16 protein-coding genes and 1 pseudogene are annotated in these 16,767 nt (G+C 41.2%); 2 read left to right on the top strand and 15 right to left on the bottom strand.

Going from position 1 to position 16,767, the window contains the following annotated elements; genetic code table 11:
- Positions 1 to 8: 8 nt before the first annotated feature.
- The 12 genes from IQO02_RS13210 to rfaD all read right to left on the bottom strand — a co-directional run bounded on the left by IQO02_RS13210 (position 9) and on the right by rfaD (position 12,281).
- On the bottom strand, positions 9 to 701 hold the full coding sequence (locus tag IQO02_RS13210; protein WP_016791483.1) for a cytidylyltransferase domain-containing protein: 693 nt from the start codon (positions 699 to 701) through the stop codon (positions 9 to 11).
- The gene (locus IQO02_RS13205; RefSeq protein WP_016792606.1) at positions 701 to 1,762 is read right to left on the bottom strand and encodes a nucleotidyltransferase family protein; all 1,062 of its coding nucleotides are present in this window, start codon (positions 1,760 to 1,762) and stop codon (positions 701 to 703) included. Before IQO02_RS13205 ends, IQO02_RS13210 begins: the two co-directional genes overlap by 1 nt.
- Positions 1,755 to 2,414 (bottom strand): acetyltransferase, encoded by a 660-nt coding sequence (locus IQO02_RS13200; protein WP_016788456.1) that lies wholly within the window; start codon positions 2,412 to 2,414, stop codon positions 1,755 to 1,757. Before IQO02_RS13200 ends, IQO02_RS13205 begins: the two co-directional genes overlap by 8 nt.
- Positions 2,407 to 3,480, bottom strand: coding sequence for an N-acetylneuraminate synthase (gene neuB / locus IQO02_RS13195; RefSeq protein WP_102282689.1), 1,074 nt, complete (start codon positions 3,478 to 3,480; stop codon positions 2,407 to 2,409). The genes IQO02_RS13200 and neuB overlap by 8 nt, the downstream gene beginning before the upstream one ends.
- A gap of 39 nt (positions 3,481 to 3,519) precedes the next feature.
- The gene (gene neuC / locus IQO02_RS13190; RefSeq protein ID WP_016788454.1) at positions 3,520 to 4,692 is read right to left on the bottom strand and encodes a UDP-N-acetylglucosamine 2-epimerase; all 1,173 of its coding nucleotides are present in this window, start codon (positions 4,690 to 4,692) and stop codon (positions 3,520 to 3,522) included.
- Positions 4,693 to 4,708: 16 nt separating this feature from the next.
- The gene (locus IQO02_RS13185; RefSeq protein WP_065612482.1) at positions 4,709 to 5,860 is read right to left on the bottom strand and encodes a LegC family aminotransferase; all 1,152 of its coding nucleotides are present in this window, start codon (positions 5,858 to 5,860) and stop codon (positions 4,709 to 4,711) included.
- 12 nt (positions 5,861 to 5,872) lie between these two features.
- A complete protein-coding gene (locus tag IQO02_RS13180) occupies positions 5,873 to 7,063 on the bottom strand; it encodes a UDP-N-acetylglucosamine 4,6-dehydratase (RefSeq protein WP_016791487.1) in 1,191 nt (396 codons plus the stop codon).
- Between the two features lie 58 nt (positions 7,064 to 7,121).
- A complete protein-coding gene (locus tag IQO02_RS13175) occupies positions 7,122 to 8,225 on the bottom strand; it encodes a glycosyltransferase family 52 (RefSeq protein WP_016788452.1) in 1,104 nt (367 codons plus the stop codon).
- A gap of 65 nt (positions 8,226 to 8,290) precedes the next feature.
- A complete protein-coding gene (locus IQO02_RS13170) occupies positions 8,291 to 9,040 on the bottom strand; it encodes a glycosyltransferase family 25 protein (protein ID WP_016791488.1) in 750 nt (249 codons plus the stop codon).
- A complete protein-coding gene (locus IQO02_RS13165; protein WP_065612484.1) occupies positions 9,033 to 10,232 on the bottom strand; it encodes an O-antigen ligase family protein in 1,200 nt (399 codons plus the stop codon). Before IQO02_RS13165 ends, IQO02_RS13170 begins: the two co-directional genes overlap by 8 nt.
- A 16-nt stretch (positions 10,233 to 10,248) precedes the next feature.
- Entirely contained in the window at positions 10,249 to 11,205 is a 957-nt protein-coding gene (gene lpxM, locus IQO02_RS13160; RefSeq protein WP_102292029.1) for a lauroyl-Kdo(2)-lipid IV(A) myristoyltransferase, read from the bottom strand.
- Positions 11,206 to 11,339: 134 nt separating this feature from the next.
- Positions 11,340 to 12,281: an ADP-glyceromanno-heptose 6-epimerase gene (gene rfaD / locus IQO02_RS13155; RefSeq protein WP_010433822.1), complete on the bottom strand. Its 942-nt coding sequence runs from the start codon at positions 12,279 to 12,281 to the stop codon at positions 11,340 to 11,342.
- Between the two features lie 152 nt (positions 12,282 to 12,433).
- Between rfaD and IQO02_RS13150 the strand changes: the two genes are divergently transcribed.
- Positions 12,434 to 13,597: a nucleotide sugar dehydrogenase gene (locus tag IQO02_RS13150; RefSeq protein ID WP_010433826.1), complete on the top strand. Its 1,164-nt coding sequence runs from the start codon at positions 12,434 to 12,436 to the stop codon at positions 13,595 to 13,597.
- Positions 13,598 to 13,791: 194 nt separating this feature from the next.
- Positions 13,792 to 14,430 (top strand): TetR/AcrR family transcriptional regulator, encoded by a 639-nt coding sequence (locus IQO02_RS13145; protein ID WP_010433829.1) that lies wholly within the window; start codon positions 13,792 to 13,794, stop codon positions 14,428 to 14,430.
- Between the two features lie 62 nt (positions 14,431 to 14,492).
- Here the strand turns inward: IQO02_RS13145 and IQO02_RS13140 are convergent, their stop codons facing one another.
- The 3 genes and pseudogenes from IQO02_RS13140 to IQO02_RS22195 all read right to left on the bottom strand — a co-directional run.
- Complete coding sequence (locus tag IQO02_RS13140) at positions 14,493 to 15,644, bottom strand: murein hydrolase activator EnvC family protein (RefSeq protein ID WP_016797614.1); 1,152 nt, start codon at positions 15,642 to 15,644, stop codon at positions 14,493 to 14,495.
- An 83-nt stretch (positions 15,645 to 15,727) separates the two neighbouring features.
- Positions 15,728 to 16,549 (bottom strand): serine O-acetyltransferase, encoded by an 822-nt coding sequence (gene cysE, locus IQO02_RS13135; protein WP_009847961.1) that lies wholly within the window; start codon positions 16,547 to 16,549, stop codon positions 15,728 to 15,730.
- Positions 16,550 to 16,596: 47 nt separating this feature from the next.
- A pseudogene (locus tag IQO02_RS22195) lies at positions 16,597 to 16,767 on the bottom strand (glycerol-3-phosphate dehydrogenase); the annotation flags it as partial.

Genomic DNA, 16,767 nt, shown 5'->3' with positions numbered 1-16,767 from the left:
AGGGCTGTTTAGCCCTTTTTGTTCATAAAAAACTCGGCAAGCTCAAAATCTAATTGTTGGTCAATATCAAAAGAAACTCGATTTTCCATCACGTAGGCAAAGGATTTTTCCGTGTATTTAATTTCACCATACTCCATAAGCTTTCGAGCATCGAAGATATAAATAGCCCCATTGAATCGGTAAAAATCACCGCAATCTTGAGAGCGCTTTAATGCTTCAGGGCGAATAAAGTCTCCCATTGTGCCATCTTCTGGAAGCGTGTTAGCCCAAAGTGGTGGGTGTTCACATGGTGTAACGGAGACTACGGAGAAAGCCTGTTTTTCAATGAACAGATCCAATGCTTCATCGATATGTTGAGCGGTTCGCAATGGAGATGTTGGTTGAAGCAGTACAATTATATCTACGTCACGTCCAAATTTTTCTAACGTATAAGTTAGAACACTCTCTGTCGTTGCTGTATCCGATGCTAAGTGGTCTGGTCTTAGTTCTGGAACATCGACACCAAATAGGGAGGAGGCATCCGCTATCTCCTGATCATCTGTGCTAACGAATACTTGATCAACATACTTACTCTTTTTGGCTGCATCAATTGACCACCCAATTAATGGTTTTCCTGCTAAAGGCAGCACGTTCTTTCTTGGTAGTCGTTTGCTGCCACCGCGGGCAGGTATAATCGCCAATACTCTTTTAGTGTCAATCATTAGAACATCTCTAAGCTATGGATATCAGCCTGCGCTCGATTGAAATCGTCCATGCGGCCAATATCTAACCAATACTCGTGGATTGGAAACATCAATACATTGTTGCGTTTATTCATGTGTTGCTCTAACAACGTAGGCATATCTATACGGTGATTTTTTGGCACAGAATCAATAACTTGAGGTGAAACTACATAAATACCAGCATTCACGAAAAAACGTTGTATTGGTTTTTCGACCATACTCGTTATTTTGTTTCCTTCTCCATTTATTACACCGTAAGGGATTTGATAGTCGTATTCACGGACACACATTGTCGCATCAGCATTATTGTCTATATGAAATTCTAACAAGCGTTGAAAATCTACCTTTGTTAGAACATCTCCATTAATCATAATGAGAGGTAAATCTTTAGGTAGGTCGTCAGGTAATAAGCCTAATGCGCCACCTGTTCCTAGCGGTTCATTCTCATGGACGTAGGTGATGTTAATGCCTAAATCACTACCATCGCCAAAGTGGTTTTGAATTTGTTCAGGCATATAATGCGTAGAGATATAAAAGTTAACGAAACCCGCTTTAGTAAAGCTTCGTATCACCGTTTCAAGAATTGGTTTATCACCGATCTTTAGCATCGGTTTGGGGCAGCTATCTGTCAGAGGTTTCAAACGGGTACCAAAACCTCCAGCCATAATAAAGACTGGGTTTTGATAACTTGGTTTGTTTACTAGAGCGCGGTGAAGAGTTTCGAGGCCAACTAATTTCCCGTCATCAACGATAGGAATGAACAAGATATCGAGCTTATTCATTTCCTCAATTAGGTGACCTCTTGAATTTAGTGATGTTGCTGTTACTGGTGACGAGTTCATTACATCAGATACAGGAGTATTAAGGCCCTTGCCCGATAATAGCCCTCGACGAATATCCCCATCTGTGACTACACCTAACAAGGTGTGCAAGCCATCAACGACCAATGCTCCACGGAGTGCTTCTGAATCTATAATTTGTAACGCATCTTTAAGTGTTGCTGACGGTGACAAGATGGCTTTTTTCCAACTATTAATCATTTCCAACCCACTTAGTTTCCTGATTTAGTTTAGCGAAAGTAATTGTGTGCGAGTCAACGTCTTTAACAATGGTGCTGCCCGCCCCTACAATACAGCCTTTACCCAACTCAATACCCTGAATTACTGTCGACCCGGCTCCAACATATACATTGTCATGGGTTTTAACGTGTCCACAAAGTGTTGCTCGAGGAGCAATATGATTGTGCTGACCAATAATACAATCATGCTCAACGAGAGCTGCTGTATTAATGATGCTATGGGCTCCTATCTCAACACCTGCCTGCACTACGGCTTGAGTTAGAATTTGAGAGCCTTCAGCTAGAGAAACAAAACTTGATACATGAGCTGTTGGCGCAATAACGGTCTCAAATCGATAACCCAACTGGCTAAAATAGATTCCAACTTTCTCTCGCAATGAAGACTTAGGCATCATGCCAATACCATTTACCAACAGAACATCACTTGGTGAGTACTCCGTTATATCAGCGTCTTCTAAGAGTTGAGTAAGTCCCACGAAAACATCACGTTGAGTTATGTCATCTGGGCTAATAACTGCAATAATTTCTCGTCCTTTCTCCAACAAAATATCGGTTAACACGCTAGCATGCCCACCGCCACCAATCATTACAATGGGAAGTTCAAGGTTACTCAACGATTAGATCCCCTGCTTGATATGGCTTACTTGCTGTTTTTCCCAAAAGCTCCCACAACTTATAAGGGGACATACCTGAGCCCGGGCGCTTTATCACTAAATTTTCCATGTTAAAGGTTTCCCCAACAGAGATTGGTTTTGCTGCGACTAAGCTTTTACGAGCTACTGCCTTGTTTTTAACCTCAGAAACCGTGGGGCTCTTAACATTAGTACCAAGCGCGACTTCAACCTGGCGAATAGCATCGATCATAGCTTTGAGTTCATCTGGTTCCAAAGAAGCTTTGTGATCTGGCCCTTCCATGGTTTTATCAAGGGTAAAATGTTTTTCGATTAATACTGCCCCACGCGCTACAGCAGCGATTGGAATAGTTATTCCCTCACTGTGATCTGAATAGCCTGACGCTAAATCAAATGCTAGGCCTAGTGTGTCCATTGCTTTCAGATTAATTTCTTCCATTGGCGCTGGATATTCAGTTGTACAATGTAAGACAGTCACTTTTTCTTTAAGCAACCTCTGCCCTTCATTCGAGGCATAAGCTTGTTGGAAAGCCAGAATACTGGGTTGTTTGTCATCGTCAGTAAGATAACCGAATGCTATAACCCCAAGTACTGACTCAACTTCTGCCAATGTAGCCATACCTGTAGAAACAATAAGATCACAACCAGTACGTGCATGCTCTAAAACAAGAGGCGCGTTGGTGATCTCACCTGAGGGGATCTTTAATCGCTTGAGACCGAGTTCGTTCACCAAAAAATCTAAGCTTTCAGAATCAAAAGCAGTAGAGAGGAATTCAATCCCAAGTTTATTGCAGTGGGCAACCAATTGATGGTGTACTTCATACGATAATTCTAGGCGACTTAGCATCGCCAACTGAGATTCTTGCTTTTGTGTGTTCGCTACTTGATAGTCAGCTTGCTTTGCCGACTCTGTGACCAAGTTCTTCGCTTTAAAGGTTTGAAACTTAACAATGTCAGCACCTGATTGATAAGCAGCTTCCACTAATTCAAAGGCGAGCTTATCATTCCCATTATGGTTAACACCTGCTTCAGCAATTATTAATGTCATAGAGTCTCTTTTTGTATTTGTTCTCGGTCTATAAAGGAATTATACATTATCTAGTGTGAGGTCATGGAACGCTTTGCTGCGTTCAAAACGCAAGGATTTAAGCATTTCTATAACCTGAGCACTCGTGTCACCTTGCCCATAAGGATTGATGATCGTTTCACCATCTAGCTTGTAATTTCGCTTCACAGCATCACTAATTGCCTCTGTGATAGACGCCAAACTGGGTTCGCAATTCAGCACACTTTTGGCCGCTAGGCGCCCTTTTTGTCTTGAACCAATATTGACCGTTGGAACATCAAAAGCTGGAACTTCAATAATACCACTCGACGAGTTTCCAATGACTGCAGCAGCGTGCTTGACTGAACTTAAATAGCGTATTTGCCCGAGAGAGGGGATTGCCAGTACGCGGCTTGGTTGTTTCGCGGCATAAGCCTCTAACATCGGAATGATTCGACGCCCGCCATCATCCGCATTGGGATAAGTGAGTATAATTTGGTGATTCGGGTATTCATCTAGTGCGTCTAACAGAGCTTGAAAGCTATCCTCTGGAGATTCATCTCCGAGAGTGACAGGATGGTAGGTGACTACAAAATAAGGACCTGTAAGATCAAAGTTCAGTGATTCACTCAACTCTGAAATCGTCATAAAAGAGCCTCTATTCAAGTGATCTAAGCCAATCGCACCAACGTTTTTTACTCGCTCTGGCGATTCACCTAATTGAATGACTCGATTTCGATATTCGTCTGTTGACGTGCCATGCAGGTAGCTCAATTTGGTAATAGCATGACGGATCGCATCATCGTAAGCGCCTTCGGTTATTTCCCCACCATGCAAATGTATAATTGGAATACGGAGTATCATGGCAGTTTGCGCTGCAGCTAGAGCTTCAAAACGATCTCCAAGAATGACAAGGACATCGGGTGCTAATCGTGACAATGCATCAGCAAAACCTAGAACGCCCAACCCCATACTTTTTGCCGTTCCAACCGGCGAGTCAGAAGACAGCAAAATCTCTATTTTCTCGTCGATCTGGAAGCCATCTTTTTCTATTTGCTTATAAGTATCACCAAATTCTGGAGATAGGTGCATACCAGAAACGAGCAACTGTAATGTTAGATCTGGGTCGCTTTGTATGTCTTTTAAAAGCCAAAAGAGCAGACCATACTCCGCTCTGGTACCAGTAAAGACCGCGACTTTTTTATGTGTCTGCATCGTGTATTAAACCTACTTAGCTTTTAATTTCCACCGGTGTACTTGGAAGGTTAATTAGGTGCGCTTCGATAAATTCAGAGTAAGTAAGATCACCGCGCATTGCATTTTCAAACATTGGTAACCTGTGCATGAGCTGCCAAATTGGGCGAGTCATCACACCTGCACTGTTTGTGCCCGCAAGGATCTCTTCTCTACTTTTTTTATCTGGGCAAATAATGGCATTTAACCAGTAATTCGACTCGGCATAATCTGGCTCAGTAACAAACTGAAAATCAGTCCCACTGAAAAGATTTTCGTAGCATTTTGCCAGTTGTCTTTTTTGCTTTAAGTACTGCTCAATAACTTCCATCTGTGCGCAACCCAATGCCGCGTTTAGATTAGGCATACGGTAGTTAAAGCCCGGTTCATCATGGAAAAACTCGTAGGGGTGAGGCACTTTCGCTGTCGTCGTGACATGCTTGGTTCGCGCTCCTAGCTCCTCGGTTTTACATAAGACCATACCGCCACCACCAGTTGTGATGATTTTATTGCCGTTGAAGCTGACCGCACTCACGTCACCCACTGTCCCTGTGTGCTTACCCTTATAAAAAGAACCTAGGCTTTCTGCAGCATCTTCGACTAAAACAAGGTTCCATTTGAGGCAAACTGCAACCAGCTCATCGAGCTCCACAGGGTGACCAAAGGTGTGCATAGGGACAACCGCTTTAATTCGTTTGCCTGTCTGTCTATGAATGCAACCCGCTTCGGTTATTTCGGCATGCTCACTTAAGAATGCATCCACCGCTTTAGGGCAAAGGCCCAAACTTACTGGAGAAACATCCACAAAAATCGGCTCGGCGCCCATGTGATACAGTGCATTACAAGTCGCAACGAATGTCAGGGCTTGTGTTATAACGAGGTCGCCTCGTTGAACATCAGCCATGTATAAAGCCGCATGCAATGCCGCAGTACCATTGACGGTTGCTACTGCTTTAGCTGTACCAGTATACGCTTCAATCTTTCGCTCAAAATCATCAACAAACTTGCCAACGCTAGAAACAAAGGTACTGTCAATCGTTTCCATGACGTAGGCTTTTTCGTTGCCATTAAACGTTGGTGCGTGCAGCGGAATGAATTCGTCCGTTCTGTAGGTATCTCTAACAAATTCAACAATAGATGTCGCTTTCATTACTTACTCCGCTTACATCTTGCTATCGAGGTATTTACCCGTTTCTTTGTGCCCAAAATCAGGAATCATTGTAAAAAAGAGTTTTACAATTTGTTCCTTGGTCCAAGCTCGCTCGTCTTTCATCTCTGAAATACTGTTTTCAAACAAAGAAAGTAGCTCTTGCTCATAAAGAGGGTCATTTTTAATAATGCCTAGATTTGTAAATCGAGACATATCCAATTCTTCTTTATCCGTGAAAAACTCTTCAAAATCTTTCTCGCCCGTTGTATCACTCGCAGTAAACAAACATGGCCATTTTCCTTGTTCAGGAAGTGTATGAGCTAATTGACGAGCTTCCTCTTCTGTTTCACAAAGATAAGGTTCATAGCCAAGTTGTTCTAAGTATTTCACTGCAATATCAGCAAACGAAATCAGATGAAGAGCTTCGCTCAACTTAGGGAAGAAAATGTCACGATTCTCACCAAAAATGCATGACATTAGGCAAAGTTCGCCTGACTCTTGAGGTGTCACGAAGTAACGCTTGATATCGTTTGGAGCGACGATAGGCTGGCGTTTTTGAATACGTTGGTTGAATCCATGCAACAATGAACCGTCCGAAAATGCAACATTGGCAAAGCGGGCTGTTGAGATCGCCATCTGTTCACTTTTTCGCATTAGGAACATTTCCATAATACGTTTAGAAGCGCCCATCATATTGACCGGGTTTGCCGCTTTATCTGTCGATACACAGAAGTATTTCTTCGCGCCAGCATCAATAGATTGTTGAATGGTTTTATCTGTATTAAAGACGTTTACATCGATCATTCGCATCAATGTATAAGGATCTTTCTCGCTTCTAACATGCTTAAGTGCAGATAAGTTCAATACATAATCAAACTTGCCATCTGCTTTGATGAACGCGTCATATTCTAGGGAGCCAATATCTAAGGCAAATGTTTGGAAGTCACCATCGATGTAACCAAATGAGCTACGAATATCTCGAACCAGCTCTACCATGTTGTTTTCACTAATATCAACAACATGCAGCTTTTTAGGGTTGCGTTTGAAAATTTCTTTGGTTACCGCTTGGCCGATGGAGCCAGCGCCACCTAAAACAAGAAAACTAGATTCTGATATTATGTCTGCTAGTTCATTTTGATGCTGTTTTATATCAGAATTGAACAGCATCTCCGTACGACCGATTAGTGATAAGGCGTTAGTCATAGAGTTACTCTTTATGTTGAACTGAATTGGACAATCAATTTAGGTGATTATATTAAAATTATAATTCAATTTTTTGTAAAACTTGCTTAATTCTGATATCTAAATCTTCACGATTTTGTTCAAAACTTGCGATGCTTTTGACTGCGTCAGCCATCTCTTCTTGTTTCAATATCTGAAAAACGTCACAGTACTCTTCCAATCCCATACCAACCGATGAAAACAACGACACAATCCCCATCTTCTTATTAGACAACATCAGGAATAGCTCAACCGGAAGCTTAGGTGGTAATTGTTCAACGCCCTCAAAGAATTTGTTGTAATCGTCTTTTGGCTCTGAAGGGTGGAGCTTTAACACAACATTATAGCCTGCATTGGTTGCCTGTTTATAAATGTCTTGATAAACCTTTTTAACAAAGTTTATATCTTTAAATCGTAGAGTGTTCTCTTTGGATGTCGGTTGAGTGGCTATAATTACAGTGCCTTTCTCATGATTATAACTATCGATTTGGAATAGCTTTGAAAGTATCTCAATTGCATATCCTGACCTTGAAAGATTAAGTTTTTTTACCTTATCTTTTACGATTGAAGGTGATTTCTCTGGCGAAAGAAGGTGAATTTCTAGGCACTCTTTTTTCTCTCCCATTACCATTGATTCGGAAGGGTAGCTCTTAATTCTTCTAATTGTTTTCTTTAGTGGGTCATGGATAGGGATTTCTATGTAGTTCCTCATTCCATCTTCAATCATTTTATAGTTTGGAACCAATAGCCTAAATAATCGAGACATCCTATTATCGTCATTGAAAACAAACAGCTCATAACACCCTATATTTGGGAGTATGTTTTCTTCGTAACTATTAATATAATCAACTAAAGTTTTTTTTAAAAAATCAGGAATGCGAAGTCCGAGCATAGATGACTTCATTATAAACTTCCCTATAAAGCCTTTTTTCTTTATTTTCGATGTTAACTTGTCTCTACTAGCTAATATTACTTTAATGTTATCAGGTTGGTTTGATGTGTTTATAACATCTAAAGGGATATTCTGATAGTCATTGAATAATACAATGGTAGCTTTTCTATCTGATTTAACAGCGTGAAAAACACTTAGCATCACATGTCTTACCGTAGAGCAAATATAAAGATTTGAAATTTCATCTGCCATCATTCACCTCGATAAGGCATGTGTAAAATTGTATGTGTAAGAGCACTTTAGCAACGAGAAGTTCATTATTTTTTGCTACTAATTTTGAATTTTATATTATGTAAATGACGTTGAAGAGCTTCATTTAAATTAAACCACTCACGTTTACATTTTTTTAATAAACTTCTGGTGCATGTTCGCTTTTCATAACCGATATCAGAATCAAATTTAGGATCGTTTGTTAAACAAGGAACCGCAGTCCCATAACACTCAACTTCATTTTGCCAGAATCGGTCCATATAAATATCTACGGCCATATACCATTCATGTGAATGCTGGAGGAATTTTTTAGCTCCAGAAGGTCTTAAAAAATAGGCTGTAGCACTCATGTGTCCTTTGGTGAACTTATGAATGTTCGTTGAGTTACTCTTGTAGACTTCGTAAGAGTCATACTTTCGACGTTTATTTTTGAATAACCTGACACACTCTACAGCTTCTGGTACATCACTGATATCTTGTATGAAATTAAGAAACTCGTCTTTAAATATAAGAGCATCATCTTCAATTACGATTATTGGTTGATTAATTTCAACACATTTTTCCCATAATAAATAATGGCTCGCATAGCATCCTAGCTGACCAGCACTCAGTGTTTTTGCTCTGAATGCTTGACTTAGCTTGTCGTTGTAACGCTCAAATAATGGATGAGTTGGTGTATCTCTACCGTCTACAGCATTAAATATATCAAAAGAAAGATCTAATTCATTCAATTGACAACTAATGTTTTTTCTTCTTTCTATCGAAGATTCTAAATTTATGACAAAGATTTTAGTCATTGGAATCCCTCTGAATTCTTGAGCATATAGGGACTAAGAATAGTAAGTATAACGTGAGTGTTTGAGCATGATTGAAAGGCACATCGGTTAACCCTGCAATAAAAAACAGAGAAGTAGAACCAATAACAATATACATTTCAAATGGTTTTAAATTTCTTAGTTTAATTAATGGGTAAATTAATATACTCATTAAAAGGATTAACCCAATACTTCCGGACTTAACCATCTTATCGATGTATTGATTGTGATAATGGCTTGAGGCGAAATGAAAAAGACGCTTAGAAATTTCTTTCTCTTTCAACTTCCCTTTTAATATCTCTCTATGTTCTTGTCCATGACCAAGTATTGGTTTTTTTTCGAATAAATCTGGAGCGAGAGACCACATTTTTAGTCGGAGACCGATAGAGGTGTTATAGTTGTTATTTTTTATTTTTTCTATTTCATAAATGGTTTTTTCATATCTGTGACTAATATTATCTTTAAATGTCATGAAACCAGAGAATAAAATAGCTATTACCGCTGCAGTTATTAATAAAATACTCTTATTTGAAGGGCGCGTCATTTTTAGCTTTATTATTGATAATAAAACCAATGATAAAGAAAACGCGAGCCAAATACCTCTAGTCTCACTTAAAACAATAGGAGGTAAGTAGAACAAAAAAGCGGACAGGGTAATAATAGCCTCTTTTTTTCTAGCTGATTCTAATAACAATGAAAAAGAGATAACAGCGAGTAGTGCACATGCGGTGGAGTATGGTATCGGGTTCATATACCCTGCATCACGAGCCACGTCCATATACACATTGAAGTAGAGGCTATTGAGGCATACAAAAAGGCCGCCAACTAGAACAATCCAGCGGGTTAGTTGTTTTGTGAGAAGCTTGTACGGGAAAAATATCAGAAATAGTGTGGTGGCGATGAGTGATCTTAATTCTCTAGAGCTTGCTCCATGATAATAATAACTAAATACGATATATATACATGAAATGCCAATTAACCACACAAACGGGCTCTGTATGTTATTTAATATAGTTTCTTTTTTAAATACTAATATACTGACGATGATACTAATCAAAAATAGTGGGATCATTTTCTTATCACCACTATCTAAAACTAACATGCCTGTAACAGCAAAAAAGTAAGGTAATAGTAAGAGTGCTGTATAAATCTGCTTTCTGTTAATAATATTCATACTGTTGAATTTAATGCTAACTATTATAAGGATTTATATTACTATCAGGACGAGTCTTAAGCAGCCTTAAGATCCACATATATTGCTCTGGGTTTTTGCTCACGTAATTTTCAATACATTGGTTCATCATACGTGCGTCCTCTTCTTCGCTTCCTGTTGGGAAGGGTAGAGCAGGGTAGAAGTCCAGGGTGTATTGGCCTGTACTGCTATCGTATTGAGCAAACAAGGGCACAATTTTAGCTTTACTTAGTTTTGATAGGCGACCAAGGCCTGAGATAGTTGCTTTTTGAGTCGCGAAAAAGTCAACGAAGACACTGTGCTCACGGCCAAGATCTTCATCAGGGAGGTAGTAACCCAGGTACCCATCACGTACCGACTTGATGAAAGGTTTGATACCACCGCTGCGATCATAAACACGACCGCCGTATTGCACGCGCTGTCGGTGCATTAGCCAGTCACTGAGTTTGTTTTTTTGTGCTTTTGCCATCGCAGATACAGGTAAATTGCGTGAAGCTAATAATACCGCTGGGATATCGATAGCCCATGTGTGTGGCACCAGCAAGATCACATTCTCGCCACTGTCTGTAATATCGGTTAGGTTGCTCAGGCCGTTTATCGCAGTGTTATTCTCTAGCCAAGTTTTACTCTTGAGTGTCAGTGAAGCAAATCCCATCAAAAATGAGATGGAAGTAACGTATGACTGATAGAGAGTTTCTTCGCGCTCTTCGATAGATTGCTCAGGGAAACACATCTCAAGGTTAACTCGAGCCCGGCGGTTAGCCTTATTCTTAATTTTTACAGCTTGCTTAGCCATAAACTTAGCTAATGCTAAACGAATGCTGTTAGGTAAGAAGCAGACTAAAGACGATAACAAAACAGCAATCCAAGTTCCCCAGTATTTAGGTGCTAGAAAGCCCCATTCAAACTCAGGGTTGTAAGCTTTTGGATCAAAATCATTGCGTTGTGTGGTCATTCATTCACTACATTATTTAAATCAGAGAGTTAACTTAATATCGGTCACTCTGGGAATGATTATATTCGTTAGACATTCCCAATAATACACGCTAAAAGTAGGGTGTATTATTGGTCCTAATCTGAAATATACCGTTAAGCGTTTACGATCTTCATGTACTCAGCAACGCCATCGGCTACTGCTTTAAACTCGATATCGCAACCTGTACCGCGAAGCTTCGTTAGGTCTGCTTGAGTGAATTCCTGGTAAGCGCCTTTTAAATGCTCAGGGAAAGGAATCGTTTCGATTTCGCCTTTACCATGGTGCTTGATAACTGCCTTGGCGACTTCTTCAAACGACTCAGCATTGCCAGTACCTAGATTAAAGAGGCCTGATACCCCATTCTCTAAGAACCACAAGTTTACAGCCGCGACATCACCTACATACACAAAATCACGCTTAAAGGTTTCGCTACCTGCGAACAATTTCGGGTTTTCACCGGCATTCATTTGGTTGTTTAGGTGGAAAGCGACAGAGGCCATGCTGCCTTTGTGTTGCTCGCGTGGACCATAAACATTGAAGTAACGGAACCCTACGATTTGCGAAAGTGTTTCGTTGTGTGCTGCTGCATCCGCGGTTAAGCGACGAACGTAGTTATCAAATTGTTGTTTTGAATAGCCGTAGACATTCAATGCACCTTCGTACTCTCGCTCTTCGATGAAAGTGTCGGTCTCACCGTAAGTTGCAGCTGAAGAGGCATACAAGAAAGGAATTTCACGCTCAACACAGTAATGAAGTAGCTCTTTTGAGTATTCATAGTTGTTGAGCATCATGTATTTGCCATCCCACTCAGTGGTAGCAGAGCATGCTCCTTCATGGAAAACAGCTTCAATATGACCAAAATCATCACCGGCCATGACTTGAGTTAGGAAGTCATCACGATCCATGTAATCCGTGATGTCTAGGTCTACAAGGTTCTTAAATTTCTTACCATCTTTTAAGTTGTCGACGACTAGAATATCGTTGTGGCCCGCTTCATTAAGCGCCTTAACAATATTGCTGCCAATCATGCCAGCACCACCCGTTACGATAATCATAATTTTCTAACTCTTTTGAATACAAAACTGTCACGAGTATAGCAAGGAATGGATAAAGCGGGCTAGTGGAATAATTCCCCAACCAGAGTATGATACGGCAAGCTAAGTTATAAATTATGTTGAGTTAATTACTCAAAACTATAGGTATTATCATGAAGATTGCAGTAGCCGGTACAGGGTATGTGGGTCTATCAAACGCTATGCTTTTGGCACAACATCATGAAGTCATTGCGGTAGATATCATCGATGAAAAAGTGGCAATGCTAAACAATAAGCAGTCACCGATTGTAGACAATGAGATTGAGCACTTTCTATCAAATAAGACGCTGAACTTCATGGCAACAACGGATAAAGCCGCTTACAAAAATGCTGAATTTGTCATCATTGCTACACCTACCGATTATGACCCTAAAAACAATTATTTTGATACCAGCTCTGTAGAATCTGTCATCAAAGACGTCATGGAGATCAATCCTGATGCGGTGATGGTTATTAAATCAACGGTGCCGGTTGGCTATACCGAGCGTATTAAGCAAGAGCTGAACTGCGAAAACGTCATGTTCTCACCGGAGTTTTTGCGTGAAGGCAAGGCCCTGTACGATAATCTACACCCATCACGTATTATCGTTGGTGAATGTTCTGAACGCGCTAAAGTGTTTGCGAATCTTCTTGTGGAAGGTGCGGAAAAAGAAAACATCGACGTACTGTTTACTCACTCAACGGAAGCAGAAGCAGTAAAGTTATTCTCAAATACTTATCTAGCGATGCGAGTTTCTTATTTCAATGAGCTTGATTCTTACGCGGAAGCGCATGGCTTGGATTCTCGTCAGATCATAGAAGGTGTTGGCTTAGACCCTCGTATCGGCAATCATTACAACAACCCTTCATTTGGTTACGGTGGTTACTGCTTACCAAAAGACACCAAGCAACTATTAGCAAACTATCAAGATGTACCAAACAACATTGTGGGTGCGATTGTTGATGCAAACCGTACCCGAAAAGACTTCATTGCGGATTCAATTATTAAGCGCTCGCCTAAAATTGTCGGTATTTATCGTTTGATCATGAAGGCGGGCTCTGACAATTTCCGTGCTTCTTCCATCCAAGGGATCATGAAGCGTTTAAAAGCCAAAGGCATCGAAGTCGTCGTGTATGAGCCGGTATTGGAAGAAGAGCATTTCTTTAACTCTAAAGTTTATTCTGACCTTGAAGAGTTTAAAACCGTATCGGATGTGATTGTATCTAACAGAATGGTAGAAGAAATCGCAGACGTAGCAGATAAGGTGTACACACGAGACCTGTTTGGCAGCGATTGATTACAGTAGCGATTGATTGTACGAGTGATTAAGATTAATGACACGAGCGATTAATTACAGCTGTGATTGATCAAAGGTGTGACGGTTGAAGGTGAATTTTAGCGTTTGCTAATTCGACCAGATGTTAACAGCTCGATCTATCCGTTTAGTGGCGATATACTGAACCTCTAAACGGATAGGGACACTTATTACCAATGAAAACACGTGACAAGATTGTTTATGCTGCTCTAGAGCTTTTTAATGAGCACGGCGAGCGCAGTATTACGACCAATCATATTGCTGAGCATATCGAAATTAGCCCTGGTAATCTCTACTACCACTTCCGCAACAAACAAGAAATTGTCCGTGATATCTTTACTCTCTATTCGACAGAGTTGCTTGAAAGGTTCACACCGATTCAAGGGCAACAAGAAAGCCTCACGCTACTCAAACGCTACTTAGATTCTATCTTCACGCTGATGTGGAAGTACCGATTCTTCTATGCGAACCTACCTGAAATACTGTCTCGTGATGAAAAGCTCCACCTTGATTACATGGCTGTACAAGAAAAGCTGCAAACCAACCTTGTGGGTATCATGCGAGCCTTCGTTGAGTTGAACTTGCTCAAGGCAACAGATGCAGAAATGAAGTCGATGGTGACGTCTCTTCACTTGATTGCATCAGGTTGGTTGGCGTATCAATCTGCGATGTCTCCAAAAGCTCAAATTACCGAGCAAGTGGTTCATCAAGGAATGCTGCAGATGATCGCGACGGTTAAACCGATTGCGACAGCTCAAGGTTTTGAGCAGCTGACATTATTGGAAGATGGTGTAAGGGCGTTGAACTCTAAATAGAAAGAGACGAGTAAGCGATATACGGGATTCGAAGAAAGATACTTGCATCCCGTATCTGCTCTTTATCGAACCAACCAGCTCTTTGGATTCTGAGCTTGGCTGTTTCTACGAATTTCAAAGTACAATGATGGGCGTGTTTGGCCGCCAGTGTCACCTGCAAGCGCGATGGCTTCACCCGCTTTAACCTTGTCACCTTCTTTCTTCAGTAGTGCTTGGTTAAAGCCATAGAGCGTCATATCACCTTTACCATGATCGAGAAGAACCACTAAACCATAGCCTCGCAGATACTCGGCAAATACCACCGTACCTGAGTAAACGGATTTAACCTGCTGACCGTACTTGGCGTTGATCACCATGCCTTTCCAGTTAATTTGCCCCGTTTGACGTGAACCGTAGTTATGTAGAACTTTATCTTTGATCGGCCAAGGTAGCTTACCTTTACGTTTTGCTAGGCCATCCATCGGTACTGCATTACGTCGTTCTCGAGCCGCTTTTTCTGCTTTTGCTATTTCAGCTTTCAGGCGAGTTTCATTTCGCTGAAGTTCAGCCAAGTAATTTTTGTCGCCAGAAATATTCTTCTTAATGCTGCCAACGGTTTTCTTACGTTGTGTTTGAGTCTGAGACAACTTGTCACGCTTGGTGGTTTGCTGTTTTAACAATGTTGCGATTTGTTCTTGCTCGAGTTGACGCTGTTTGTGGCTTTCTTCTAATTCGAGTTGCGTCTGTTCAATCGTTTTAATGGTTGCGGAGCGAGCTTTGGCAAGGTGCTGGTAATAATGACTGATGCGATCTTCTTCTACACCGGTGTTGAGAATGTGAGAAGAAGCCTTAGCTCGACTCGTCATGTAGTAAGTCTGAATGAGCTGCTCTAACTTGTCTGTCTGGACTTTTTTCTGTGCAGTGAGCGCTTTAATCTTTGTGTCTAAATTAGCAATATTAGCATTAGCGGTATTGAGCTGCTTTTTACTGTCTAGAATCGCTTTTTCAAGTGAAGCGATGGACAGCTCCTGCTTCTTGAGGTTTGCCTGTAGGCTATCGAGTTTCTTTTGCTGGGAAGAGAGCGCTTTCTGTTGACGAGAGATTTCGCTTGATACGCCTTTCAGTTCACCTTGAGATGCAGCAAATGATGATGAAGACAAAAGAGCAACACCAAGGCTGGCAGATATCAAAAGAACAGTGCTCATTGATTGAACGGGTTTCATCATTATCGTCATTTTGCTCTTATTAATAATCAGCATCTGCTGCGAGTCTTTTCGCATCTCGGCTATCGGTTATTTGTCGGATCCCGAATCTGCCCTTAAATCCCATCACCATGGATGAAGTTCTGAGAACGACCGTTAAACCCCTGATCCATATCCAAAGACGGCTTGTCAGTTTTCGGTTTTCCAACAATTTTTGCAGGAACACCAGCGACAGTCGTATGAGGCGGAACGGCTTGAAGAACCACAGAGCAAGAACCAATTTTCGCGCCTTCACCCACTTCAATATTGCCAAGTATTTTAGCGCCGGCACCGATCATTACACCTTCTCGGATCTTAGGGTGACGATCGCCACCTTCTTTACCCGTACCACCTAAAGTCACGTCTTGAAGGATAGATACATCATTTTCAACTACGGCTGTTTCACCAATCACGATACCGGTGGCGTGGTCGAGCATGATCGCTTTACCGATACGAGCGGCTGGGTGAATATCCACTTGGCAAGCAACCGAAATTTGGTTCTGTAGGTAAGTAGCAAGCGCAATACGCCCTTGCTTCCATAGCCAGTTAGCCACTCGGTAACCTTGCAAAGCGTGGTAGCCTTTCAGATAAAGCAAAGGCATCGAGTACATCTCGACCGCAGGATCTCGATTTACCGTCGCGCAGATATCACAAGCAGCCGCATCAATAATCGATTGATCTTGCTTGAATGCTTGTTCAACCACCTCACGCACCGCCATTGCGGGCATTGAAGCCGTCTTTAGCTTATTGGCTAGGATATAACTTAATGCAGCGCCTAAGCTTTCGTGGTTGATAATGGTGGCATGGTAAAAACTCGCAAGCATAGGTTCTTGCTCTGACTGCTGTCGAGCTTCCTTCACAATGCATTGCCAAACCTTTTGCTGTTCACAGTGTTTCATTTTTCCATCCATTTTATCTATTTCATTCCACGACTTAATAAGCGATGTTATCGCTCTGACTTCTTGTCTCGAGCAAGCAGATCTTGTGCCGCTAAGTGGGCATCTTTCCCTTGATACAGCACTTGATAGATTTGTTCAACAATTGGCATCTCAACACCCATACGTTCGGATAGTAACCAAACTTCTTTAGTGTTGCGATAGCCTTCGACCACTTGGCC

Origin of the sequence: Vibrio sp. OPT24, from assembly GCF_015163545.1 — a bacterium.
Lineage (GTDB): Bacteria > Pseudomonadota > Gammaproteobacteria > Enterobacterales > Vibrionaceae > Vibrio > Vibrio cyclitrophicus.
This window is presented reverse-complemented; position numbering and strand designations above follow the sequence as displayed.

Excerpts from the sequence above, each read along its gene's own strand:
- IQO02_RS13210 (WP_016791483.1), bottom strand. The coding sequence starts at position 701 with ATGATTGACACTAAAAGAGTATTGGCGATTATACCTGCCCGCGGTGGC.
- IQO02_RS13205 (WP_016792606.1), bottom strand. The coding sequence starts at position 1,762 with ATGATTAATAGTTGGAAAAAAGCCATCTTGTCACCGTCAGCAACACTT.
- neuB (WP_102282689.1), bottom strand. The coding sequence starts at position 3,480 with ATGACATTAATAATTGCTGAAGCAGGTGTTAACCATAATGGGAATGAT.
- neuC (WP_016788454.1), bottom strand. The coding sequence starts at position 4,692 with ATGCAGACACATAAAAAAGTCGCGGTCTTTACTGGTACCAGAGCGGAG.
- IQO02_RS13185 (WP_065612482.1), bottom strand. The coding sequence starts at position 5,860 with ATGAAAGCGACATCTATTGTTGAATTTGTTAGAGATACCTACAGAACG.
- IQO02_RS13180 (WP_016791487.1), bottom strand. The coding sequence starts at position 7,063 with ATGACTAACGCCTTATCACTAATCGGTCGTACGGAGATGCTGTTCAAT.
- IQO02_RS13175 (WP_016788452.1), bottom strand. The coding sequence starts at position 8,225 with ATGGCAGATGAAATTTCAAATCTTTATATTTGCTCTACGGTAAGACAT.
- IQO02_RS13170 (WP_016791488.1), bottom strand. The coding sequence starts at position 9,040 with ATGACTAAAATCTTTGTCATAAATTTAGAATCTTCGATAGAAAGAAGA.
- IQO02_RS13165 (WP_065612484.1), bottom strand. The coding sequence starts at position 10,232 with ATGAATATTATTAACAGAAAGCAGATTTATACAGCACTCTTACTATTA.
- lpxM (WP_102292029.1), bottom strand. The coding sequence starts at position 11,205 with ATGACCACACAACGCAATGATTTTGATCCAAAAGCTTACAACCCTGAG.
- rfaD (WP_010433822.1), bottom strand. The coding sequence starts at position 12,281 with ATGATTATCGTAACGGGTGGTGCTGGCATGATTGGCAGCAATATTGTT.
- IQO02_RS13150 (WP_010433826.1), top strand. The coding sequence starts at position 12,434 with ATGAAGATTGCAGTAGCCGGTACAGGGTATGTGGGTCTATCAAACGCT.
- IQO02_RS13145 (WP_010433829.1), top strand. The coding sequence starts at position 13,792 with ATGAAAACACGTGACAAGATTGTTTATGCTGCTCTAGAGCTTTTTAAT.
- IQO02_RS13140 (WP_016797614.1), bottom strand. The coding sequence starts at position 15,644 with ATGACGATAATGATGAAACCCGTTCAATCAATGAGCACTGTTCTTTTG.
- cysE (WP_009847961.1), bottom strand. The coding sequence starts at position 16,549 with ATGAAACACTGTGAACAGCAAAAGGTTTGGCAATGCATTGTGAAGGAA.